At 35.2% G+C, this 23,475-nt stretch carries 21 protein-coding genes; 8 read left to right on the plus strand and 13 right to left on the minus strand.

Features of this window, described 5'->3' with window-relative positions; genetic code table 11:
• Nucleotide 1: 1 nt before the first annotated feature.
• From RT037_RS09790 to RT037_RS09815, 6 genes are all read right to left on the minus strand, one after another.
• Nucleotides 2-565: a hypothetical protein gene (locus RT037_RS09790; protein ID WP_312324563.1), complete on the minus strand. Its 564-nt coding sequence runs from the start codon at nucleotides 563-565 to the stop codon at nucleotides 2-4.
• On the minus strand, nucleotides 566-1,267 hold the full coding sequence (truB, locus tag RT037_RS09795; RefSeq protein WP_312324564.1) for a tRNA pseudouridine(55) synthase TruB: 702 nt from the start codon (nucleotides 1,265-1,267) through the stop codon (nucleotides 566-568).
• A 318-nt stretch (nucleotides 1,268-1,585) separates the two neighbouring features.
• Complete coding sequence (locus RT037_RS09800) at nucleotides 1,586-2,407, minus strand: undecaprenyl-diphosphate phosphatase (RefSeq protein ID WP_313030551.1); 822 nt, start codon at nucleotides 2,405-2,407, stop codon at nucleotides 1,586-1,588.
• A gap of 86 nt (nucleotides 2,408-2,493) precedes the next feature.
• Nucleotides 2,494-2,802, minus strand: coding sequence for a DUF3098 domain-containing protein (locus RT037_RS09805; RefSeq protein WP_312323269.1), 309 nt, complete (start codon nucleotides 2,800-2,802; stop codon nucleotides 2,494-2,496).
• Nucleotides 2,803-2,804: 2 nt separating this feature from the next.
• Complete coding sequence (locus RT037_RS09810) at nucleotides 2,805-3,704, minus strand: permease-like cell division protein FtsX (RefSeq protein WP_313030554.1); 900 nt, start codon at nucleotides 3,702-3,704, stop codon at nucleotides 2,805-2,807.
• A gap of 344 nt (nucleotides 3,705-4,048) precedes the next feature.
• Complete coding sequence (locus RT037_RS09815; protein ID WP_313030557.1) at nucleotides 4,049-5,035, minus strand: T9SS type A sorting domain-containing protein; 987 nt, start codon at nucleotides 5,033-5,035, stop codon at nucleotides 4,049-4,051.
• 127 nt (nucleotides 5,036-5,162) lie between these two features.
• Here RT037_RS09815 and rsmA point away from each other — a divergent pair, with 127 nt between their 5' ends.
• From rsmA to RT037_RS09840, 5 genes are all read left to right on the plus strand, one after another.
• Nucleotides 5,163-5,933, plus strand: coding sequence for a 16S rRNA (adenine(1518)-N(6)/adenine(1519)-N(6))-dimethyltransferase RsmA (gene rsmA / locus RT037_RS09820; RefSeq protein WP_313030561.1), 771 nt, complete (start codon nucleotides 5,163-5,165; stop codon nucleotides 5,931-5,933).
• 97 nt (nucleotides 5,934-6,030) lie between these two features.
• Nucleotides 6,031-6,282: a hypothetical protein gene (locus tag RT037_RS09825; protein ID WP_313030565.1), complete on the plus strand. Its 252-nt coding sequence runs from the start codon at nucleotides 6,031-6,033 to the stop codon at nucleotides 6,280-6,282.
• Between the two features lie 9 nt (nucleotides 6,283-6,291).
• On the plus strand, nucleotides 6,292-6,597 hold the full coding sequence (locus RT037_RS09830; protein WP_313030568.1) for a hypothetical protein: 306 nt from the start codon (nucleotides 6,292-6,294) through the stop codon (nucleotides 6,595-6,597).
• Between the two features lie 284 nt (nucleotides 6,598-6,881).
• Complete coding sequence (idi, locus tag RT037_RS09835; RefSeq protein ID WP_312323278.1) at nucleotides 6,882-7,400, plus strand: isopentenyl-diphosphate Delta-isomerase; 519 nt, start codon at nucleotides 6,882-6,884, stop codon at nucleotides 7,398-7,400.
• Nucleotides 7,401-7,481: 81 nt separating this feature from the next.
• On the plus strand, nucleotides 7,482-9,128 hold the full coding sequence (locus tag RT037_RS09840; RefSeq protein ID WP_313030573.1) for a peptide-N-glycosidase F-related protein: 1,647 nt from the start codon (nucleotides 7,482-7,484) through the stop codon (nucleotides 9,126-9,128).
• Nucleotides 9,129-9,190: 62 nt separating this feature from the next.
• Here the strand turns inward: RT037_RS09840 and galE are convergent, their stop codons facing one another.
• Both galE and RT037_RS09850 read right to left on the minus strand, forming a co-directional pair.
• Nucleotides 9,191-10,204 carry a UDP-glucose 4-epimerase GalE gene (galE, locus tag RT037_RS09845; RefSeq protein ID WP_313030575.1) on the minus strand — a complete coding sequence of 338 codons (1,014 nt, stop codon included), beginning with the start codon at nucleotides 10,202-10,204 and terminating at the stop codon, nucleotides 9,191-9,193.
• Between the two features lie 30 nt (nucleotides 10,205-10,234).
• On the minus strand, nucleotides 10,235-11,365 hold the full coding sequence (locus tag RT037_RS09850) for a DegT/DnrJ/EryC1/StrS family aminotransferase (protein ID WP_313030577.1): 1,131 nt from the start codon (nucleotides 11,363-11,365) through the stop codon (nucleotides 10,235-10,237).
• 67 nt (nucleotides 11,366-11,432) lie between these two features.
• Between RT037_RS09850 and RT037_RS09855 the strand changes: the two genes are divergently transcribed.
• On the plus strand, nucleotides 11,433-13,028 hold the full coding sequence (locus RT037_RS09855; protein WP_312324458.1) for a S8/S53 family peptidase: 1,596 nt from the start codon (nucleotides 11,433-11,435) through the stop codon (nucleotides 13,026-13,028).
• A 30-nt stretch (nucleotides 13,029-13,058) separates the two neighbouring features.
• Here the strand turns inward: RT037_RS09855 and RT037_RS09860 are convergent, their stop codons facing one another.
• From RT037_RS09860 to RT037_RS09870, 3 genes are read right to left on the minus strand one after another with little or no spacing between them, the layout of a single operon-like run.
• Nucleotides 13,059-13,436 (minus strand): PleD family two-component system response regulator, encoded by a 378-nt coding sequence (locus RT037_RS09860; protein WP_313030581.1) that lies wholly within the window; start codon nucleotides 13,434-13,436, stop codon nucleotides 13,059-13,061.
• Nucleotides 13,437-13,452: 16 nt separating this feature from the next.
• Nucleotides 13,453-15,678, minus strand: coding sequence for a PAS domain-containing sensor histidine kinase (locus tag RT037_RS09865; RefSeq protein ID WP_312324132.1), 2,226 nt, complete (start codon nucleotides 15,676-15,678; stop codon nucleotides 13,453-13,455).
• A gap of 36 nt (nucleotides 15,679-15,714) precedes the next feature.
• Complete coding sequence (locus tag RT037_RS09870) at nucleotides 15,715-18,264, minus strand: phosphoenolpyruvate carboxylase (RefSeq protein WP_313030586.1); 2,550 nt, start codon at nucleotides 18,262-18,264, stop codon at nucleotides 15,715-15,717.
• Between the two features lie 99 nt (nucleotides 18,265-18,363).
• Here RT037_RS09870 and RT037_RS09875 point away from each other — a divergent pair, with 99 nt between their 5' ends.
• A complete protein-coding gene (locus RT037_RS09875) occupies nucleotides 18,364-18,810 on the plus strand; it encodes a DUF1648 domain-containing protein (protein ID WP_313030590.1) in 447 nt (148 codons plus the stop codon).
• On the opposite strand, the gene RT037_RS09880 is transcribed toward RT037_RS09875, so the two are convergent.
• Nucleotides 18,791-20,278, minus strand: a complete 1,488-nt coding sequence (locus RT037_RS09880) for an NAD(P)H-hydrate dehydratase (protein WP_313030593.1) — start codon at nucleotides 20,276-20,278, stop codon at nucleotides 18,791-18,793. The two genes, RT037_RS09875 and RT037_RS09880, sit on opposite strands and share 20 nt — an antisense overlap.
• Nucleotides 20,279-20,418: 140 nt before the next feature.
• Here RT037_RS09880 and mscL point away from each other — a divergent pair, with 140 nt between their 5' ends.
• Nucleotides 20,419-20,808: a large conductance mechanosensitive channel protein MscL gene (gene mscL, locus RT037_RS09885; protein WP_312322464.1), complete on the plus strand. Its 390-nt coding sequence runs from the start codon at nucleotides 20,419-20,421 to the stop codon at nucleotides 20,806-20,808.
• A gap of 70 nt (nucleotides 20,809-20,878) precedes the next feature.
• Here mscL and RT037_RS09890 read toward each other — a convergent pair whose 3' ends face one another.
• On the minus strand, nucleotides 20,879-23,275 hold the full coding sequence (locus RT037_RS09890; protein ID WP_313030597.1) for a prolyl oligopeptidase family serine peptidase: 2,397 nt from the start codon (nucleotides 23,273-23,275) through the stop codon (nucleotides 20,879-20,881).
• Nucleotides 23,276-23,475 lie beyond the last annotated feature (200 nt).

A 23,475-nucleotide genomic window follows, 5' to 3' on the forward strand; every position in this document is an offset into this window, starting at 1 on the left:
TTTAATATCTTTTATTTGAAAACAAAATCAAACCATAAGTTAAACCTACAAAGAAAGTTCCTTCGCCATCCAAAACTTGATTCTCCAAATTAACCGAAAAATATTGTCCTAGATTGTTAGTCATCGGTTTTATTTTTCCTAAACTTAAACCAATAAAACCAGCATTCTTCGCAGCTGTTCGATTGATTTTATTACCAAATTTTGCACTGATAAAAAAGAAATCATCATCCGTTATATCATTTACAAAAAAGTAAGGCTGAATTGTAATATACAACAAATGATAATTGGGATCGATGTAACTGTAACGTAAACCTCCTGCCAAAGCAAACCAACTTATCGGCTGATAACCAACTTGCGAAGAAAATCCGTAATTATATTTCCCTGGCGGAACTTGCCTCAGTTCGTAATCTGTTTTGGCTTGACTATTTTTAATAATGGAAGCCAAATCGAAACCAACACAAGCATCCAAAGTTGTAAAAAATCCTAATTTCTTCCTTGGCGGATAATCTTGCGAAAAAACAAAACTTGAAAATACCAGCAACAAAAAAAATAAATATTTTTTCATTTACAAATCTTCAAAATGATAGTCGTTATCAAGAAATTTCGTAGAAGCATTTTCTAAGCTGTAATCGCCGATTTTGGTACGACGCAATTGCGTGAGATATGCACCGACTCCCAAATTTTGACCAATATCATGTGCCAAACTTCGGATGTAAGTCCCTTTGCTACAACCAACGATAAAGCTAACCATAGCGCCATCAATTTTAATATCATTAATATAATGAATGGTCGTTTTTCGGGATTTCATTTCGACTTCTTCACCAGCGCGTGCTAGGTTGTACGCACGTTCGCCATCGATTTTTAAAGCTGAGAAAACAGGTGGTTTTTGATCGATTTCGCCAACAAATTTTTCTAAAGTTTTATGAATATCTTCTTCTGTAATATGTGAAAAATCCTGATGTAGAATTTCGGGTTTTTCAGTATCATAAGATTCTGTCTGAACACCAATTTTCACTTCTGCCCAATATTCTTTTGGTGCATCTTGAATTTCGGGAATTCTTTTCGTAAACTTCCCTGTACAAACAATCAAAAGTCCAGTTGCGCGTGGATCCAAAGTCCCAGCATGACCAATTTTGAATTTCTTAGGAAGTTCTTTATATTCTCTTTTTAGTTTGTATTTTAGTTTGTTAACCGCTTGAAAAGAAGTCCAATCCAAAGGTTTGTCCACTAAAAATATATATCCTGATTGTAATTGTTCTGACGTCACAAAATTGTGTTTAGTTGATGGTTGACAGTTTTTGGTTTTTAGTTTTTAGTTTTGGGTTTAATGTTTAAGCAAAGTTAATTAGTAAATCGTAAATCCTAATTCGTAAATCTTAATTTCTAAATCCTAAAAAGTAGAATTTTTCTACTGCTTAGAATCGGCAGCCTGACTTATATCATTTCTTCCGTTTTTTTTTTGATTCGATGAATCTACTTCCTCGATTTGAGCGGAGATATTTTTGTTTTTTTTAGAAAACAAAAAAGTGAGAGCACTTCGACTTCACTCAGTACAAGCTTAGGCGGAAAAGCTGTCCAAATAATTCTATTTATTAAACCATTGGAAGTAAATCAACAAAGCAACACCGACAAAAATCCTATACCAACCCCACGGTTTGAAACCGTATTTGTTAAGCAAGCCGATGAAAGATTTGATAGCGATAAGTGCCACAATAAAAGCCACGATATTACCAACAATGAAAGCGATAATATGATTTTGAGATTCCATAATCATCTCATAACCTTTCATAGGTGTTGCCGTTTCTTTACCCCACGTTTTTACAAAAACTGAATAAACGGTCACCGCCAACATCGTAGGAACCGCCAAGAAAAATGAAAATTCAGCCGCCGCTTTTCGTGTTAAACCTTGCGTCATACCACCAATAATAGACGCGGCACTTCGACTCGTCCCAGGCATCATCGCAAGACACTGCCAAAAGCCGATGGTAACAGCTTTCTTGATAGAAATGCCTTTTTCGTCATCGATTTTGGGATTCTTGAACCAACTATCAGCAAACAATAAAATAACACCGCCCAAAACCAAAACCGATGAAATTGCTATTTGGTTACCAAGAACAGCTTCAATTTTATCATCGAATAAATAACCTAAAAATAAGGCTGGAATAACCGCAAAACCTAGTTTAAAATAGAATTTAAGATTATTAAAATCAAAAAACTTTTTCCAATAGGCGACAACCACAGACAAAATTGCCCCAAACTGAATCGACACTTGGAACATTTTTAGAAATTCGGTTTCTTCCATCCCCATAAGGTTGGCAGCGAATCCCATGTGTGCCGTTGAAGATATTGGCAAATATTCGGTTAAACCTTCAACAATAGCGATGATTATTGCTTTTATTAAATCCATAGTTTTTTGTCGTTAAATTGAAAAAACTTTGAAAAAGAACAGAACTCTTCCAAAGTTTAATATGATTTTATTTTATAAAATTCTAGTTATTTTTTGTCACGTTTCAGGATAGCATAAATCTGAACCACAAATCCAGCAATCACCAAGAAAGGTGCGATACGGATTCTGACTACAGAAAAAATCCCTTCGTTCCAATAATTAGGATCAAACTTCCCTTCTGGTGTTGTGTTAGCGTCAGCACCCATCATCAGGACAAATCCTAAGATAATACAAGCCAAACCAATCAACATCCATTTGAAGTTAGTTTTCCCAAAATAAAAATTATTTTCTTTTGGCGTTGGCGCAGAAGCTGGGCTTCCGAATTGATCCGCTGAAAATTTATTCTTTTTAGCCATAATTATGAATAATACAAGTCGTCAACATGAGATCTTAAGAATCTCCAAGTTGCAAAGATAGTACTTAGAACTGTAATTAAAACACCCACTGCAAAAACAGCAATCACTAACAATAAGTATTGATTAGGATCATTAACGAAAGGCGTTCCGATCTCGTTTGTGAAGAAATACCAAAGTCCACCCAGCGCCGCAAGCCCGATTAAAGCGCCTAACAAACCTAATATAATCGCTTCGATTACGAAAGGCTTCAAAATGAAACGTCGTTTCGCACCCACCAACTGCATCGTCTTGATAATAAAACGCTTAGAATAAATCTTAAGACGAATCGAGTTATTAATTAATACAATCGCTAATATCAAAAACAAAATAGAAAATCCGAAAATCCATTTCAAAATTCTGTTAAGATTATTGTACACATATTTGGTTAGCGTGTCGTCATTTTTAACTTCCTTCACACCTTGCACTTTAGAAAGCTCTTTTACAACTTGTTCTATTTTTACAGGATCCACGTACTCTGGCTTCAAGGAAACCTCTACAGATGGCGGAAAAATATGCGAATCAAACAAAGCTTCGGAGTCAATTCCCATACTTTTTCTAGCTTCTACAGAAGCCTGCTCTCTTGAGATAAAAGTTGCCTTTTTCACAAACGGAAGCGTTTTGATAAGTTCATAACTCACGTGATTGGCTTTTTCGATTTTTGCAGAATCTTTTAAATCAAGATTCTCATCAAAATAAGCTTGTACAACCAATTGCTCCTTAATATAATCCGAATATTTTTGAGCATTAATCAGGATTAACCCGAATAAGCCCACAAGAAAAAGAACTAAAGCAATACTTATAACTACGGTAATGTTACTGGATCGTAATCTACTTTTGTTAATATCCTCTACAGTCTTTGGCATTAAATAAAAATTTTCTGCTAAAATAGAAAATAATATTCACTTAAGCCTTGAAAATAGGGCAAAGTATTGTTAATAAAATCATAAAAAGCAAACATTCTAAATCAATTTTCGAGGATATTTTTTGGGCAATCCCGCAAAAACCAAAGCTTTAGGCCAGCCCATTTTGCGGTCGGGCTGTCCGCTATATCTTTGTAGTGGCACTCGGACGACTCCGCTACGCTCCGTCGCCTCGCGCCACCACAAAGGATGCCGCTGCCATCCTTATTGCAAAATTATGCTGATCAAAGTAAAAAAAATGGTCGGAAGCAAAGTTTCCGACCATTTAACCATTATCGATTAAAGAACTATTTCTTAATCATTTTTTCTGTAAAAATACCGTCGTTTGTGGTGATATTTAACATATAAAGACCTTTAGGAAGGCTATTAACATCCACTTGAGCAATTTTTGCTGTTTTAATCAATTTTCCTGCTGTATCAAAAATCTCAACCATAGAAATTTTGCTTTCCGTAACAATGTTTAAAACGTCTTGTACAGGATTAGGATATATTTTCACTGCGGCTAACGGTGTAGCTGCAGTTGTAGCAACAGCAAGATTTCCTCCAATAGCTTCTGCTTTATAATTATCAAATGCGTTATTGTGTACTACAGTATTTGTAGAGGTAGAAGAGCTAACAAAATCCATTTCTGTAGGGATTGAGTTAGGTATTACGTTGTACGTTGCATTATTGCTGTTATTAATGACATACGTATTACCAGCATACGTCCAAGTTACCTCACCATTAACTGAGTTGTAAGAATAGCTAACGTTAACCCAAGTGTTAGGTGCAAAAGTTTCTGAACCCAAAGTGAACAAAGCATTCACCGGTGAGTTATCTGCTTTTTTAGTCACTCTTGCAGAGCCTTTGATCGTTTTGGTTGCAAGATCGTAGCTGATACCTGCAAATGCAGAAAACTCTTTATTGAAAGTTACTGATCTAGCCAAGCCACCTCCAGTTCCGGCTTCAGATCCTGTAAAAAGATCAAAAGACACTTTGTAGATGTTGTTACCTACTGTTCTTGCTGCCCATCCAGATTCTAATCCCAACTTTAGGAAGGCGTAATATGCGGTTTGTGAACTGTTTTTTGTTGGACCTACAATGACAAGAGATTTACCAAAGTTACTGTCGACATTAGCAATTTGATAGTTAGCACTTTCACCTTGCAAAGTGTCGTAACCATTTTGTGTACCAAGATTACCTAATACAAAATTGTCATAATTTTGTTGCTCTAGAACCTGAGCATTACTTACTAACCCCGTTAAAGCAAGGGCAACTAGTAGAATTTTTTTCATTTACTTTATTGATTTTAAACGGCATCAAAAATAAAAGAAAAACTTTATCATTATCTATAAAATAGAGAAATTTGAAAAAAATTGTAATTTTATCTATAATATAGCTAAATTTGCAAAAAATAATCACTTGAACGTAAGAGCTAAAAAACACCTCGGTCAACATTTCTTAACCGATCAAAATATTGCAAGAAACATTGTCGAAGGACTTTCTTACCAAGGTTATGACCAAGTTTTGGAAGTTGGCCCCGGTATGGGCGTACTAACCAAATCTTTGTTGGACAAAACAACAGAAACCTTTGTTGCAGAAATTGACACCGAATCTATTGATTATCTTAAAATTCATTATCCGAAGTTACAAGAACAACATTTTGTTGGAGACTTTCTGAAAATTGACATTCCTACAGTTTTTAAAGGGCAGCTGGCTGTTATCGGGAATTTTCCGTACAATATATCGTCGCAGATTTTATTTAAAATAGTTGACAATTACGAAGTTGTGCCAGAGATGGTCGGGATGTTCCAAAAAGAAGTTGCAGAACGCACTGCCGCAAAACCGCGCACCAAAGATTATGGAATATTATCCGTGATGATCCAAGCTTATTACGATGTTGACTATCTTTTCACGGTTCACGAAAATGTTTTTAATCCGCCGCCAAAAGTAAAATCTGGCGTCATCAGAATGCTCAGAAATCCAAAAGAAGGTTTGGCAGGCAATGAGGAGCTTTTCAAGAAAATTGTGAAAGCAGGTTTTAACCAAAGACGTAAAAAACTGAGCAATGCCCTAAAAGTTCTCAATATCCCTGAAAGTATGAAAGCACATCCTTTACTTGATATAAGAGCTGAAGAATTGTCTGTAGCAGATTTCATCGACTTCGCTAACGAGTGGAAAAACGCCAAGTAAAAAGCATTAACTAAAATATTTAATTCGCCCAGAAAATTAATTTTCTGGGCGAATTTGTTTAGCAAAAAATTGTGTATTAGAAACATAAAATACAATTATGAAAAAACTTCTTTTACTAACGCTAATCCTTACATTTGCATTTTCGTGTAAAAAAGAAGAGAAATCGGAAGCCGACTTTCAGAAAGAAATTGCAGATTATCGTAAAAAATTGGTAACACTTGATATCGGCGAAAAACCTAAGAATTTTTCCGCAAAAACGTTTTCTGGCGCTACTTTCAATTTAAAGGATCATTTGGGAAAAACTATAGTCATTTTTGGTTACAATCAAGATTATTTGCAAGCTTGCTAATATTATGACATGGTAAAAGAAATCCAAAATGCCTATGACAAAACACAAGGAAAAGCCGAATTCATTGGTATACTTGATGATTTGGTAGATGATGAAAAAGCACTTCATATAAAAATGAAAGCTGCCAATCTACCTTTTGATCAAATCGATAATTCTAGGAATCCAAACAAATCCAAACAAGTGCAATTAAGCATTGGTTGTTTACCTGCTAGATATGTGATTGATAAAACGGGTAAGGTCGTCATTGCTGTTTGCGGCGGTCACGGCGAAGAAAATTTAATTCCTATTATAGACAGCTTGACGCAAGTAAAATAAACATCAGAATAAAATGAGTTTTTCAATATGTATTGATTTCAGCGACCAAGAAATGTAACCTAATGTAAATCAACATTTATAATTTATAATTCACAAATCATAAATCTTCAAAAAAATCAATTTGTCAATTGCGCAGAATATCCTAGCCCTGATGGAAGCGGCATCCTTGCGGCGAGTGAGGCGGCGGAGCGCAGCGGAGCCGTCTGAGCGAGACCGTCAAGATACAGCGAACAGCAGGAATAGCTTCTAAAAAATGTTCTGAAAATTTTGATTAGCTTTGTGATATGGAAGAACGCGTAGTTTTAGTAAATCCGCAGGACGAGGTTTTGGGATTGATGGAGAAGATGCAAGCGCATGAGAATGCTTTGCTACATCGGGCTTTTTCGGTGTTTTTGTTTAATGACAAAGGTGAAATGCTATTGCAACAACGTGCCGCCGGAAAATACCATTCGCCGCTACAATGGACCAACGCATGTTGTAGTCATCCGCGCGAAAACGAATCTTACCTAGATGCCGCAAAACGCCGTCTGCAAGAGGAACTAGGAATTTCGGCAGAGTTAACAGAGCGTTTTAATTTTTTGTATAAAGCTGATGTTGGACAAGGACTTTGGGAGCATGAGTTGGACTATGTTTTCACAGGGGAATACAACGGTGATTTTACACTAAATCCTGAAGAAGTGGCGGATATAAAATACATCTCCATCAACGAGCTAAAACGCGAAATTGAAGAATTCCCGCAGCGTTATACGGAGTGGTTCAAAATCATTTGGGATGAATATCGAAATCATCTAGAAATTTCTTAATTCTTTTTATTTTTCGTAATTAAAATTAAATACGTTAGTATTTTTTTTATATTTAGATTCAATTTTACAACTAAATCTAATATGAAGAAAAAACTACTAACTGGCATCGCTGTGCTAAGTCTTGGACTATCGTTAAACGCTCAAAATGTGACAGTTTTTAATGATGTTCCGTTCTACAGTATGTACCATTATTTGGGTGAAGGACAAAGTCTTCCGCCTGAAGCCTACTCACAAATTCCGACAGGCGCCATCCGACTTCACGGTTATGAGCGTGATATAATTTCTAGAAAATTAACGCCCGAAGAAATCGCAAGTATTGGCAGCAGTGTTTCTGTGGAGGTTGATCTTATCGCTGCATGTGATAATTATGATCGTCTAGCAGGTATTAATATAGCTTTAGTTCCGAAAGGTTTGACGACTTATACCTGGGAGCAAACAGATGTTAAACGTATCGAACTTGGTCGTTTTATAACACCATTTATGAACAAGAATAAAACGCCAACCACGGTGCCTTATCAATTTAAAACTGATAATCTTGCGAATCTTTTACACGACACCTCGATAACTCAGAATTATGACATTTGGATTGAATTCCGTGCGGATGGTTATTCAGCAGCAGCTAACACACAAGTTGCTGGTTGTGCAGATAGAACAGATGTTTTTAGAGGAAATTTAAGATTTGTCTCTACAGGTTCTGCACCGACCAACTCTAATTTTTTCATGCCTTTACTTTATCGTTCAAATCTTAATAAATACAATTCAACAGATGAACCTGGCACTACAACACGAACCGTAAATTTCACATTAGATACTCCTGTTGACAATGCGGTTTTACATTTAATTTCATCTAATCACGGCGCCAATACCAATGGTGAAGAATATGTAAGGCGTGAGCATTATGTCTATCTCGATGATAATCTTGTGCATCAATACAGACCTGGTGGCAAATCTTGTGAGCCTTTCCGTGTTGTAAATACGCAAGGCAACGGCATCTACGGTTCGACCGAAAAAACATTACGCAACTGGTTATCTTTCAGCAACTGGTGTCCTGGTGATGCCATTCCAAATCGAGAGATAAAACTTGGAAATCTAGCTGCTGGGCAACATACGATAAAACTAAAAGTTCCTGATGCTGTTTTCGCCAATAATGAAGGCTACTTCCCTATTTCGATGTATCTTCAAAACGCAAGTAACGGTGAGGTTATATGTAATGGTCCGACTAATTTTAAGCTAAGTAATCAGGTTAATCAAAGCTATGATCTAAGCTGGACGCCCAATCCAACTGCTGTACAATCGCAAGTTTTATATGGACGTCGAGGTGGCTACTCTACGAGTTTGGAAACTTATGTTGACACAGACCAAAGTAATTTGAGCGTGAATAATTTAACGGTATATTGGACCTATGAAAATTACATCAAATCAAAATGTACAGATATTAACAAAGAAAGTCTGTGGATTGGTCCAGTTTTATCACAAACTATTGTATTAGGAACGAGCGAAACTACTAAAAAAGACGTAAGCATATATCCAAATCCTAGTCAAAATGAAGTTAATATCCAATCAAACGATAAAATTAAAAACATCGAATTATACAGTATTGATGGTAAAAAATTAAATAATTACCAATCGAACAAAATTGATATTTCTAAATTGAATAAAGGTGTCTATAACTTGAATATCCTTTTTGAAAATGGTGAAACGTCCAACCAGAAAATTATTAAAAATTAATTTTAGCCCAATCAAATTTTCAACCCAATAAAAAAAGCGATTCGTAGGAATCGCTTTTTGTTTTATCTTGTTTCTAAATATTTTTGCCATTGCCAAGTTGTTCTCAGCGCTTCCTCTAGTGAAGTGTCAGCTTTCCAATTTAATTCTTTTTCAGCCTTATCAGCGTTAGCATAAGCAATTGTAATATCGCCGGCGCGACGATCACAAATCTGATACGGAACGTCAACATTATTCGCCGATTCAAAAGCTTTAACAACTTCCAAAACCGATGATCCTTTTCCAGTCCCTAAATTATAAATATCTATAACCGTTTCTTCTTTAGAATCGATTAGTTTTTTAAGCGCCGCAACGTGAGCTTTCGCCAAATCTACAACATAAATATAATCGCGCACCGCTGTACCATCTTCTGTTGGATAATCATCTCCCCAAATGCTTAACTTCTCACGAATTTTCGCAGCAGTTTGAGTTACATAAGGCACCAAGTTATTTGGAACTCCGATTGGTAATTCGCCCAATTTAGCTGATGGATGTGCTCCAATTGGATTAAAATATCGTAGCAAAGTGATTTTCTTTTGATTCGCTAAAGCAAAATCTTTCAGAATCTCCTCGCCCATTTGTTTGGTCTTTCCGTAAACGCTTTCTGGCATTTTAAGAGGCGTATTCTCGTCGATTGGCATTTGATCCGCTTGACCATAAACCGTACAAGAAGAACTAAAAATAAAATTAGATACATTTCTAGTTTTAAACTCCTGTAAAATATTAATCAACGAAAACAAATTGTTTTCATAATATTCCAAAGGTTTTTCTTGACTTTCGCCCACCGCTTTGAAAGCTGCAAAATTGATACAACCTTCAATATTATGTGCTTCAAAAACTTGAGATAATAATTCTTTTCGTCTTAGATCAAATGGATAAAAAATTGGTTTCTTACCCGAAACTTCTTCAATATTATTTAAAATAAATTTTTCAGAATTAGATAAGTCGTCAACAATTATCACTTCAAAATCATTGTTAAGAAGTTCTACAACCGTGTGCGAACCAATATAACCTAATCCTCCGGTTACTAGTATTGCCATTATTTTTTTTGTGTTTTATTTAATTCGAAATTATTCTACAGACATAAACTCCAAAACTGCGTCTGTAATATATTTCAGTTGCTCTTCGTCCAGCTCTGTATGCATTGGTAGAGAAATAACTTCATTCAAAAGTTTATCTGTATTTACAAAATCTGCATCGTTACTTTCTTGGTAATAAGCTTTTTGTTTTCTAAGTGCAACTGGATAATAGATCATCGCAGGAATATCTTTTTCAGACAAGAATTTTTGAAGTTCGTTGCGTTTTCCGTTGGTAATTCTTAAAGTATATTGGTGGAAAACATGGTTAGTATCATCGGCTGTAACTGGTGTTAAAATATCCGCATGACCAGCAAATGCTTCATTATAATAATTAGCCGCCCATTGACGCGCTTCGTTATAATTATTTAATAATGGAAGTTTTTGTCTTAGCACAACCGCTTGGATGCTGTCCAATCGAGAGTTAACACCAACTTCGTCATGATAATATCTTTCGTACATGCCGTGGTTAACAATACCACGAAGTCTGTGCGCTAAATCATCATCATTTGTGAAAATCGCTCCACCGTCACCATAACAACCTAAATTTTTAGAAGGGAAAAATGACGTCGTACCAATCGTTCCCATAGTTCCAGATTTTTTAACTGTCCCGTCTGAGAATGTGTAATCTGCACCGATAGCTTGGGCATTATCTTCGATAACGTAAAGATTATGTTCTTTAGCAATTTTTAGGATTTCTTCCATATTCGCGCATTGTCCAAACAAATGCACAGGAATAATCGCTTTAGTTTTTGGTGTAATTGCTTTTCTAATTTGTTCTGGATCGATGGTAAATGTATCGTAATTAACATCTACTAGAACAGATTTTAATTTTAACAAATGAATAACTTCAACTGTTGCAGCAAATGTAAAATCTGCAGTGATAACTTCATCGCCTTCTTTCAGATCCAGTGCCATTAGTGCAATTTGCAAAGCATCTGTCCCATTTGCACACGGGATAACATGCTTAACATCTAAATAATTTTCTAAATCTGATTGGAAAAATTTAACTTCTGGCCCATTAATAAACGCTGCCGAATTCATAACATTGATTACAGCGTTATCCACTTCATTTTTTATTTTATAATATTGACTTTGAAGGTCAACCATTTGAATTTTTTTCATAACGAAACTTTGATTTTGTAAATTTAAGCTTAATTTAGTTATACAAAAAATAACCTGTCATAAATCTATGAAAAAAATCTTTACCAGCTTGATGCTTGGCGGACTCTTTTTCGCCCAAGCTCAACAAACGGAATTGGTTTTTGTCTTTTTTAAAGATAAACCTAACAAAGCAACATTTTATGCAAATCCTTTATCCGAATTATCGCAAAAATCTTTGGATCGAAGAACTCACAAATCGATTGCTCTCAACGATCAAGATGCTCCTATTGAAGCTTCTTACATTCAAAATGTGAAAAATTTAGGATTCACCGTTAAAGACCATTCCAAATGGTTAAATGGTGTTGCTGTTAATGCAACCGCAGCACAAATCCAAACTTTAAACTCGCAGCCTTACGTCTCGCATGTGGAATCTTTTGTGAGAAATCCCAACGGCGGAAAAAAATCGGAAGCCGAACGTCCTAACAAATGGCAAAATTTAGAAGCAAATAGAGCCAACTTTAACTATGGTGAAGCAGCTTCACAAATTGACCAAATGAATCTAAGAAGTTTACATGTTGCTGGTTACACCGGAACAGGAATGACGGTTGCGGTTATCGACACTGGCTTTCCTAGTGTAAATACAGGAAGTGCTTTCAAAAGGTTGAGAGATAATGGACAAATAAAAGGTGGTTATAATTTCGTTTCAAAAAACAACGATATTTATAATCAAAATCTCAACTCGCACGGTGCTGTTTGTTTAGGAACAATGGGCGGTTTTATTCTAAATCAATTTGTCGGTTCTGCGCCAGACGCTAATTTTTATTTATATGTTTCTGAAGATGCAGACATCGAAATCCCAGAAGAGCAACTCTATTGGATCGAAGCTGCCGAAGAAGCAGATAGAAAAGGCGTTGATCTTATTTCGACTTCGTTGGGCTATTACGAGTTTGATGATAGTCGCTACGATTACACCTACGCAGATATGAATGGCACAACCAGCTTTATTGCTCGAGGTGCGCAAATTGCTTACGAAAAAGGAATTTTCATCAATTTTGCGGCTGGTAACGAAGCCGATAATTCTTGGTTTTACATCATAACGCCAGCCGACAATGCAAAAGTCTTCTCTATTGGTGCTGTCGATTATAATGGTGTTAGTGCAAGCTTTTCATCCTACGGACCCAATTCTGTGGGAGTTATTAAGCCTGATGTTTGTGCTCGAGGTGTGGCGACGGCAACTGTTTTCAACAATAATGTGACCCAAGCAAGCGGAACTTCATTGGCAAATCCTTTGTCGGCTGGAGGTATCACTTCATTGCTACAAGCGCTACCAAAAAGTGTCAATCTTGATGATGTTAAAAATAAACTTCGTTCGACTGCTTCTCATGCTACTGCGCCAACAGACCAACAAGGTTATGGTATTGTTAATTTTGGAAAAGCCTATAATCAATATTTAATGGTGGATAATGTGAAGCAAAGCAACTTTAGCATCTATCCAAATCCTGCTAAGGATTTTATCGAAATTAAAACCAATTCTAAAATCGAAACCGTGCAAATTTTTGATAATCTAGGAAGACTTCTTAAAACTGAAAACTCTGTGAAAATAGACATTTCGAATCTTGAAAAAGGCGTTTATTATTTAAAAATAAACAATGGCGAAAAGATTGAGAAATTTATTAAAAATTAAATTAAAAAGACTGTCTAGAAAGGCAGTCTTTTAATTTTTATCACTATACTTTTTAATTTTATCCAAAACATCGAAAAGGTCAAAAGGCTTGGCAACAAATTCGTTGGCACCACTTTCTATAGCGGAATTTGCGAGGCCTCGACTTGCAGACATGATAATAACTGGAAGTGACATAAAATCTTCATTGGCACGAATTAATCGACAAATATCACGTCCGTCTTCACCAGCCAACCACATATCCATAAGGATAAGATTGGGCAAATTGCTTTTGTCAAGTTGTTGATACATTTCAGAACCTTTTTCGAAAATCTGAACATCATAACCTTCCAAATCCAACATCATCTGCAACGAATCCAAAATCGCAATATTGTCATCAACGATGATAATTTTTTTATTTAATTCCAACATTGGAGAAAAGATTGTATTAGTTTTTTACAGGAAGTTCAAAACAAAAATTAGACCCTTTTCCCCTCTCAGAATTAACATAAATGTTACCATTACTTCTTTTGATGATTTCGGCAGAAATATACAAACCAATTCCCAAACCCGGAATTGTATGTTCTTTCTCACCACTCACACGATAATATTGTTTAAAAACGTGTTCAATTTTTTCTTCTGGAATCCCTATGCCGTAATCTTGAACACAAAATCTAATTTTACAACCCAAATGTTCAGCAGTTACAACGACTTTGTCAGCATCTGGTGAATATTTGATCGCATTACCTATCAAGTTGCTCATGACTTGCGACAGTCGATGACGATCGGCTTCTATCATCCCAACTGGCTTAGCATTAACCAGAATCTGATGTCTACTTGCCATTTGTTGTTCTTCTACAACTTCATTCACCAAGTCATTAAAATCAAATTTACTAGATTTTAATTCTATTCTTCCGTTTTGGATTTTTGTAACGTCAAGAAGTTCAGCAATTAACTCTGTCAATTTATTAATCTGCTCGTCCATTTTTCGAGCAACACTTGCATTAGCAGTATCTCCCAGATTTTGCAGATTTCTTCCCATGTACTGAGAATATAATTTTAGACTGGTTAGCGGGGTTTTTAGCTCATGACTTGCAATCCCCAAAAAGTCATCTTTCTGTTGTTGTAATTGTTTGAAATCGTCGATATCTGTACAAGTTCCGATCCAAGAATCGACCATTTTTTCGTCATTATAAATCGGAATTGCTCTCACTAAATACCAGTGTTTTTTACCCGTTTTTTTATAATTATTAAACAACATTTCCTTTTCATAAACTTTTTTATTGGCGATGCAATTGTACCATTCTGCGGTAAGAACTTTAGCTTCTGAGGGCGAAACACCTAATAATTTCTCGAGGTTTCCCCAAGGATTTTCGCCATACGGAATGTCAGTTACCGTATACCAATTACTATTAAAATAATCAGCACTACCCTCATTATCTGCAGTCCAAACCAATTGCGGCATCGACTCTGCCAAGGTTTTAAATTTCTTTTCGTTTTCTCGAAGTTGTTTTTTATATTTTAGTTCTTCCGAAACATCATAACCCAAAGTCATCACATACTTTACATTACCATTAACATCTCTAATTGGCTGAAAAATATAATTAATATATTGTGTATTTCCTTTCGCATCAACATATTCGTACTCCTTTTTTTCGTACTGAATACCTTCATTAAAAACCTTTTGTAAATTTTTAAAAATAGGACGTCCTTCAATACCTGGGACAGTATCAATAACGCGAGTTCCTATGTCTATTTTGTATCCCCAAACACTCTCCGAAATCTTATTAGAAACGCGATAAACAAAATCTTTACCTTCTAAAACATTAATGGCAACTGGTAAATTTTCGATAAAATGTTTGAGCAAAGCTTCTCTATCATACAACTTTTGCTTTGCAAGAACCAAATCGGTAATATTAAGAACGGACAACAAAACTGCCTTTTGATCTCCCTTTTTGTTTGTTATCGGTTTTAAAGCAAATTTTAAAAATAAATGTTTGAGAACACCATTAATATTGATTTCTATGGGAATACACCTTTCGAAAATCTTTGTTTCTTCTTCCAAACAAAGCTTGTATAACTCAGCGATTTTTTGAGATTTTAATTCTGGGAAAAAATCAAAAATAGAAGAGCCCAAAATATTATAACCTTTACCCAAAGTCAAAATCATACGTTCATTAGCGATTTCTATCTGCGCATCTTCACCAACCAAAATTGCTTTCGAAAACAATGATCCAGCCACCTGGTAATCGAACTTGTCTTTCGATTCTGCCATGCGTTTTTCGAAGAACAATCGCTCTCCAATTTGACGCAGCGTTATCATTAGTCCAAATTCATTTTCAAAATTAACACGAGAAATTTCTAAAACAAAAAATTGTACATCATCTGACTTCTCCGCATCATTTTTTAAAAGTTGAATAACATGTTTATGTTTTCCTCCATTAATAATAATATCCGAAATTATCTCTACATTATCTTTCAGAATTAAATCTGGAAAAACGTCTAAACCACTTTTGCCAATACAATTTTCATCAAGATCAAAGACATCAAGAAGTGCAGGATTTATGGTTTTAATTTTAAAATTCTCCGAATCCATCCACACGATTCCGATGGAAGTATTCATTAATATGGTTCGAAAAAGCTCTGAAGAAACGTCTGATATTGAGTCTGCCATAGTCAATAGATTTTTGTTTTATGTTAAATTAAAAAACTAAGCAGAATTACGACTTGCATTAATATTACCAAACAAAGATCGAATCACTAATTTCTCATAAACGGCTTTGTTATCATGATTTTTCTGTATTTGCATTAGCGCATATTGTTGAATACTCAAAAGCGGAAGCACGATTTTTTCTCTTATTAAAACCGATTTTCTGTTAAGCGGTTCTTCTTGCATCAAAACTTTGAAACCTGTTAATTCTAACATCAATTCTTTTGACAGGTTGAATTCATCAAAAAGAACATTCCAAAACTCACCAAACTTTTTATTTTCTTTCATATAATAAGTTAATGGAAAATAAGTTTTGTTCATCGACATCATTGAGTTGAGCACCAAAGTTTTGAAAAAATCCGAATGTTGGTACAAGAATTTAACCTCATCAAATCGACCTTCATCTTTCAAAATTTTAAGCGCAGTCCCAAATCCATAAAAGCCAGGAACATTCTGCTTAAGTTGCGACCAAGAACCTACAAAAGGTATCGCCCGCAAATCTTCAAATTTTAATTCGCCATCTGCGCCACGTTTACTCGGACGACTTCCAATATTGGTTTTTCCGTAATATTCGAGTGTGCTCATCTCTTGCAAATACGGCACAAACATCGGATGCGCTTTTAATTCAGAATATTTTTCGAAACTAAGTTCCGCTAAATTCTCAATTAAATGACGCTCTTTTTCGGTCAAATCTTTTTTAGAATTTTCAAAAACATCATTTTCAATTCCTGCTGTCAGTAACTGTTCAAAGTTGTATTTAGCTTGGTCTTTATTCCCGAAAACACTGGTAATCGTTTGACCTTGTATCGTCAATTCTAACTCGTTATTAGCGATTGTTTTACCTTGCGAAGCATAGAAATCATGCGTCTTGCCACCACCTCTTGCTGGCGGACCACCACGTCCGTCAAAGAAAATAACTTTAATTCCAAATTCTTTTGCAATGGCTGTCAAACGCTCTTTTGCCCGATAGATTTCCCAATTCGCTTTCAAATAACCGCCATCTTTTGTCCCATCCGAAAATCCTAACATAATGTATTGTTGATTGCCGCGTCTGTTAAGATGAGCTTGATAAAACGGAAGTTGATACAAATCTCGCATCACAGCTTCGGCGTTAATAAGACCTTCCATGGTTTCAAAAAGTGGAACAATATCCATTTTGATGTCGTCATTTTGATAACCGCTAATTTTGAACAAAGCTAAAACATTCATTACATCTTTAACCTCATCCGAATTAGAAATAATGTAACGGTGCAATCCTCGTTCGCCATTTTGTTGTTGAATTTTAGTAACATTCAAAATATTTCGCAAAGTATCTTTTACAATTTCATCTTCAAAATCATTAGGTTTAACATGATTATCAGAATTTAGTAAACTTTCAAACTTTTGCTGATTAGAAATTTCAGAATCCTCTTCATTTTTAAATAAATGATTGTAAATAGAATCTACAATTTTCTGATGAACACGGCTATCTTGACGAATATCTAAAGTCGCAAAATGTGTCCCAAAAATCTTTACACGATCACGATAATCGTCCAATAATTCTCGGAAAAGCGACTGATGGTCTGTAATTAAAATATGTTCCGCCTGATCGATTTTAGCAATAATTTCTGTTTCAGAAATTTCAAAATCTTTTTGGAAAATCGCCTGATATAATTGATGGCTCAAATCTTCCAAAACTTCGGAAACACTCCTAAAACTAAGTCTTCTTCTCAAATTTTTAAGATGTCCGTAATAACATTTAAGAATCGAACTTCGCAGCTCTTTTGCCACTTCCAAGGTTACATCGGCAGTCACAAACGGATTACCGTCGCGATCACCGCCTGGCCAAAAACCAAGTTTTATAATATCTGGATGCAAGTGATAATCATCGGTTCCGAAAGTTTCTTTCAGTTTTTTGTATAAATCGCCAATGCTTTGATAATAGACGTATCGCAAATAATACATAATGCTCATCGCCTCGTCCAAAGGAGTCGGACGCTCTTTATTAGCAAATGGTGTCTTGCCTAACTGTTGCAAAAGCACATCAATATTCGTGACTGAATCATTCTGAATGGCATCTCGCAAATCATGAATAATTCGCTGGACTGCGTTTGGATAAAACTGTGTTGGATGCGCCGTAAAAACGATCTTAACAGAGAAATCTTTTAACTTTTTTCGAACATCGGTCAAACGATGATCTTGTAAAGCTCTTTCGTAAAGATTAAGAACGGTACCCGAATCGGCATCCGAATGTAACTTTTGAAAAGCCGCATCTTCTATACTATCAAACAAAACCACTTGTCGCTCGATATACTGAACGATCTTAAAAAGCAGTTCTAACTTTTGATCTTCATATTCGAGGTCTGTGTGGTTTTTAAAAAACGAGTTAATAATCTCTTCCGGCGACAAAGCTTTGTCGTAACCGTCTTTACTTTCTTCGTATAAAAACGGCAGCAACATACCAATATTAGTCATTTTGTCATAAGGCAAGCTCATGAAAAGCGAATTGTATATTTGGAATTTGTTTTCAACTAATTGTCGAAAAATTTCATTCTTTTTATCATTTATCATATAACAAATTTAACGATAAAAGAATTCCGTTTTTATTAAAATAGTTTTAAATTGCTATAAAATTTAAATATTTTTTTCATCCAAATTTTCAATTAAAAAATGATAATTCTTTTAATACTCATCAATTCTTTATTATTATTTGGGCTGTTATTGTTCAGTGCGCTCACCTACCGTAGTCTTCCAGCAAGAATACCCACACATTTTGGATTTAATGGCGAGGCTGATGGATTTGGTAACAAACTATTCTATTGGTTAATGCCAATTTTAGGATTAATATTTTTTTTAATTTTTAGTACACAAATCGCTGATTTAAAATCTTTAAAAATATCCGATGTTTCTTCCATTAGACAAAATTGGAATCTCGATTTGAAATCTTCTTTTGGAATGCTGATTAATACTTTTGTTTTAATTATATTCTTTGAAGTCCAATCTAGCATTTATAAAGTAGCAATGGGACAACAAACAAAAATGTCCAAATCGGTGTGGATCTGGACATTTTTAATTATTATATTTAGTGTTTTAACTTCTACTTTGACAGATAGTTAAAGACTTTACCAACGCTTTCGATAACATCTGATGCGAGAAGACTTTCTTTAGACTGTCCTTTAAGCGCTAAATCTGCGGCTTTACCATGTATCCACACGCCAAAAATGGCTGCTTCTTTTGGTGAATATTTTTGTGCTAAAAGAGAGGTGATAATTCCCGTTAAAACGTCACCACTTCCTCCTTTTGCTAAACCAGAATTACCCGTAACATTATAATAAACTTCTCCAGTGTGAAGAACTATTTGCGTATGATGATCTTTAAGAACAAAATTAAGTTGATGCTTTTTTGCCATTTCTTTTGCCAATTCTAATCGCACAAAAGAATTAAGTGAAGCACCAAAAAGACGATCAAATTCTTTAGGATGCGGCGTCAAAATAGAATCTTTTGGCACCCATGATAGTAAATTAAAATGACTACAAAGCAATGTTAAAGCATCTGCATCTAACACAATAGGACGGCTATGATTTCTTAAGAAATTCTCGAGTGCTAATCTTGCTGTTTCAGTTTTACCGAAACCAGGTCCAATACCATAATTACCATCCTCGATAGTAGTAATTATATCAACTTCTCGAGCACCAGCAAACTCGAACATAGCTTCTGGAAGTTGCATAAGACTTGCGGAATAAGCACACTCAGGCGCATTGATAAATGTAAGTCCAGCTCCTGTTTTTGAGGCTCCACGTGCTGCTAAAATAATAGCTCCTGTTTTTCCATAGCTTCCGCCAACAAGTACGGCTTTTCCAAAATTACCTTTGTGGGTAAAATCTGATCTTTTTTTATATATTTTCCTAATAATATCCTCTTCAGACACATAAGAATCAACTTCGGCATTATCTATATAAGTTTTACTTAAATCAATATCTAATACATGGATTTTACCACAATTGATACCTGTTTCTGGATGAAAAAATATTTTTTTATAAAATTGAAAACTTAATGTATCGGTGGCTTTAATTTTAACATCACTATTTCGGTCTCCATCAGGAATAAAACCAGAAGGAAGATCAATAGATATAACCCGATTATCAAGCTTATTAATATCATCAATTATAGCCTCCCAAGGTTGTCCAATATTTTTATTAAGACCAATACCAAAAATGGCATCAATAATAATTGTAGTATTTCTAATAATCGATATTGAAAAATCACTAGTATCAACAATAGGTACGTTTTCAGGAATTTTTTGAAGATTAGTTAACGCATCTTTTGCAAATTTTTTACCGTAATTAGCAACAACCTTCACTTTTCTATTTTGTAAAGACAGTAATCTTGCAATCGCCAAACCGTCTCCTCCGTTATTACCATTTCCGCAAAAAACTACAAAATCCTCACTAGGAGATGTGTTGTTTAAAAGCCATTCACAACTAACTTTAGCAGATTTTTCCATCAAATTAATAGAAAAAATCGGTTTATTTTTAATAGTGAACAGATCACATTCTTTTAACTGATTGATATTGAGTATTTTCATCGTTTAGCATTTTTTGCAAAATTAATAATTTTTCGCATTCAAAAATCAGACAATTTCTTAATTCATGCAATTTTTTTAGTAAATACTTGATTGTGTTTACAATTTTTTAATACTTTTACAGACACATTAAACAAAACACTATGGGATTTTTTAAAGAATTTAAAGAATTTGCTGTTAAAGGTAACGTGATCGACTTGGCTGTCGGTGTAGTTATCGGTGGAGCATTTGGTAAAATTGTAACTTCGTTAGTTGAAGACCTTATTACTCCTGCTATCCTTAATCCAGCTTTAAAAGCAATAAATGCGGAAAACCTATCACAACTTGTTATTCCTGGCACCGCAATTAAGTATGGTAACTTCCTCTCTGCAGCAATTTCATTTACGGTGGTGGCTTTCGCTTTATTTGTAATGATCAAAGGTATCAACAAATTGAAAAAACCAGAAGCTGTTGTTGAGGAAGCTCCAGCTGGTCCAACTCAAGAGGAACTTTTGACTCAAATCAGAGATTTATTAAAAGAAAAGAATGCATAATTTTTTTTAATCTAAAACATAAAAAACCATCGGACTTCCGATGGTTTTTTTTTATTATTAAAATCGATGTTTATTTAGTTTTTAAACATTTTTCTAAAAACTGATCTTGCTCCCAAAGTAGGTGAAGAATATTTTCTTTCGCAACATAGCCGTGCGATTCTTTAGGCAACAACACCATTCTAACTGGCGCACCTAGGTTTTTCAATGCTTGGAAATAACGCTCTGTTTGTAGTGTGAAAGTCCCAGGATTGTTATCTGCCTCACCATGAACCAATAGCATTGGTGTTTTCATTTTGTTAGCATTCATGAAGGGTGACATCTCATTGTAGACATTCGGAACATCCCAATAGTTACGCTGTTCACTTTGAAAACCGAAAGGTGTTAATGTTCTGTTATAAGCGCCGCTTCTCGCAATACCACAAGCGAATAAGTCCGAGTGCGTCAATAGATTTGCTGTCATAAAAGCACCATAGGAATGTCCGCCAACTGCCACTTTTTTTCGATCGATGTAACCTAATTTGTCCACTGCATCAATTGCTGCTTTTCCATCAGCAACCAATTGCGTGATAAAAGTATCGTTAGGTTCAGTTTTGCCTTCACCAATAATCGGGAACGAAGCATCATCCAAAACTGCATAACCTTTAGCCGCCCAATAGATAAATGATCCATAGCTTGGGAATGTAAATTCGTTCGGATTTTTCGAGTTTTGTCCCGCGGTTGCTTTATCTTTAAACTCTTCTGGATACGCCCAAATCAACAATGGCAATTTGTCTTTTTTGTTGTAGCCAGCTGGTAAATAAAGCGTCCCAGTTAAGTCAACACCGTCATTTCTTTTGTAATGAATCACTTCTTTAGTGACATCTTTAATACTTGCAAAAGGATTCGAAAATTGCGTAACTGGCGTTAGTTTTCCTGATTTAAAATTTTTGATATAATAATTCGGATACTCATTTTTTGACTGTTCACGGACAAGAATTTCGTTCTTTTTAATATTAAGAATATCGATTAAATCTTCTTTCTTGTCTTTAACATTAGACGTGTACAACCTTGTCGTTTTCAAAGAATTCCAATCAAAAGAATCGATGAACGGGAATTGCCCTTCTTTTGTAAAACCATCTCCTAAAAGATAAGACTTGTTAGCCTCGACATCGATAACATCACGACCGAACTCATTTCTTTTGGTTTGAAACTCTCCTGGATCGCTGTAAATATCTTGGAAATTACGTTTAGAAATCAATTTCGTATCGCCAGTTGAAGGATTCAAAAATTGAGTTGTGACATTTCGCGTATCATACCAAGAATCACTAACAATCGCATGTTGATCGTCTCCCCATTGGATACCTGCGAAACGGTCTTTTACTTTCACTAAAGATTTTGGTGCTGTATTAAAAGGCGCTTCCCACGTGAAAACCTCATCTCTAAAATCCACATTTTTTGCTGGATCGCCACCATCCAAAGCTTGAACAAAATATAAAACCGCTGGCTTATCAGAGCGCCAAGTCATATTACGTTTTCCTTCACGCGTTGCTGAAAAACCTTTTGGCATAATCTCCGTAAGAGGAATTTCATTTACTTTCTTAATTTCGTTGCCAGATTCGTCGTACACAACGCTTGTCATCGGGAATCTTGACAAAGGAACGATGTACGAAAAAGGCTTTTGTAATGTTGTAATATTGACGTATTTCCCGCTAGGAGAAAAGCTTTGCCCAGCGTACATATCTGCTTTTTTGAACAAGCTAGAAGTCCCATCAACATTAACTTTATATAATTCTGAAGTTACTAAAGTTTCAAAATTCTTTTCGTCTTGTGGATTTTTAAGAAGGTCTTGATAAGTTCTGTTTTGAGATACTTTTCCGTCACTTGTCGATACCGTTGGACCTGTCGGAAGATTATTTTTATCATCCAAAAGCGCTGGACGATTTGCTAACAATTGATTCACCAATAAGGCTTTAGAATCTCTAAACCAAGAATATGGCGACCCCATATTAGCATTCAGATTATCAGAAGTTAGCTTTTTTGCGCTTGCTGAAGCTAGATCAACGATCCAAAGTTCTACTCCTTTTGCCGTTGTGTTGGTGAATGCCAAAAATTTTTCGTCTGGCGAAAATTGGAAATAAGCCAAACGTGCATTCTGAGGAAGTCCTGTAACTTGGGTTTCAGATTTAGCATTAACTTTTTTAATTTTCAAGTTGTTAGAATACGTCATCGTACTCGAAATATTAGTCACAGGATTTATCCTAAGTCCTCCTAACTTCATCTCATCCTGAATAAGGTCTTCCAAGGTTTTGTAAGTAGAACGGTAGGTCAAAATCAGAGTTTCGCGCTTGCTATCCATCATAATGGATGGTGGACGATCATAATCTGCTAACTTCAAAATCTCTGCGGAAGGTTTTTGGTAGCTGACATTTTCTTGTGCAAAACCTAAGGTAGCAACCGCCAAAAACAATAAGGATAATCTATTCTTCATAAAACTATTTATTTCCTTCGAAAATACGAATAATTGATTTTTAAAAAAAATAGGGTTGTTATTATAAATGCTAATTGATTAAGATTGTTAATGACAATGTAATTTCTAAAATTTTCAAACGAACTATAAAATCGAATACCAGCTCCCCTAGCCCCGATGTTCTATGTTAATCTGCAAATTTTTCAGGTTAAAATTTTTAA

This window comes from Soonwooa sp. (assembly GCF_032062245.1).
GTDB lineage: Bacteria > Bacteroidota > Bacteroidia > Flavobacteriales > Weeksellaceae > Soonwooa.

Coding starts and splice junctions, on each gene's coding strand:
- RT037_RS09790 (WP_312324563.1), bottom strand. CDS start 565: ATGAAAAAATATTTATTTTTTTTGTTGCTGGTATTTTCAAGTTTTGTT.
- RT037_RS09800 (WP_313030551.1), bottom strand. CDS start 2,407: ATGGATTTAATAAAAGCAATAATCATCGCTATTGTTGAAGGTTTAACC.
- RT037_RS09805 (WP_312323269.1), bottom strand. CDS start 2,802: ATGGCTAAAAAGAATAAATTTTCAGCGGATCAATTCGGAAGCCCAGCT.
- RT037_RS09810 (WP_313030554.1), bottom strand. CDS start 3,704: ATGCCAAAGACTGTAGAGGATATTAACAAAAGTAGATTACGATCCAGT.
- RT037_RS09815 (WP_313030557.1), bottom strand. CDS start 5,035: ATGAAAAAAATTCTACTAGTTGCCCTTGCTTTAACGGGGTTAGTAAGT.
- RT037_RS09825 (WP_313030565.1), top strand. CDS start 6,031: ATGAAAAAACTTCTTTTACTAACGCTAATCCTTACATTTGCATTTTCG.
- RT037_RS09830 (WP_313030568.1), top strand. CDS start 6,292: ATGGTAAAAGAAATCCAAAATGCCTATGACAAAACACAAGGAAAAGCC.
- idi (WP_312323278.1), top strand. CDS start 6,882: ATGGAAGAACGCGTAGTTTTAGTAAATCCGCAGGACGAGGTTTTGGGA.
- RT037_RS09840 (WP_313030573.1), top strand. CDS start 7,482: ATGAAGAAAAAACTACTAACTGGCATCGCTGTGCTAAGTCTTGGACTA.
- galE (WP_313030575.1), bottom strand. CDS start 10,204: ATGGCAATACTAGTAACCGGAGGATTAGGTTATATTGGTTCGCACACG.
- RT037_RS09850 (WP_313030577.1), bottom strand. CDS start 11,365: ATGAAAAAAATTCAAATGGTTGACCTTCAAAGTCAATATTATAAAATA.
- RT037_RS09855 (WP_312324458.1), top strand. CDS start 11,433: ATGAAAAAAATCTTTACCAGCTTGATGCTTGGCGGACTCTTTTTCGCC.
- RT037_RS09860 (WP_313030581.1), bottom strand. CDS start 13,436: ATGTTGGAATTAAATAAAAAAATTATCATCGTTGATGACAATATTGCG.
- RT037_RS09865 (WP_312324132.1), bottom strand. CDS start 15,678: ATGGCAGACTCAATATCAGACGTTTCTTCAGAGCTTTTTCGAACCATA.
- RT037_RS09870 (WP_313030586.1), bottom strand. CDS start 18,264: ATGATAAATGATAAAAAGAATGAAATTTTTCGACAATTAGTTGAAAAC.
- RT037_RS09875 (WP_313030590.1), top strand. CDS start 18,364: ATGATAATTCTTTTAATACTCATCAATTCTTTATTATTATTTGGGCTG.
- RT037_RS09880 (WP_313030593.1), bottom strand. CDS start 20,278: ATGAAAATACTCAATATCAATCAGTTAAAAGAATGTGATCTGTTCACT.
- mscL (WP_312322464.1), top strand. CDS start 20,419: ATGGGATTTTTTAAAGAATTTAAAGAATTTGCTGTTAAAGGTAACGTG.
- RT037_RS09890 (WP_313030597.1), bottom strand. CDS start 23,275: ATGAAGAATAGATTATCCTTATTGTTTTTGGCGGTTGCTACCTTAGGT.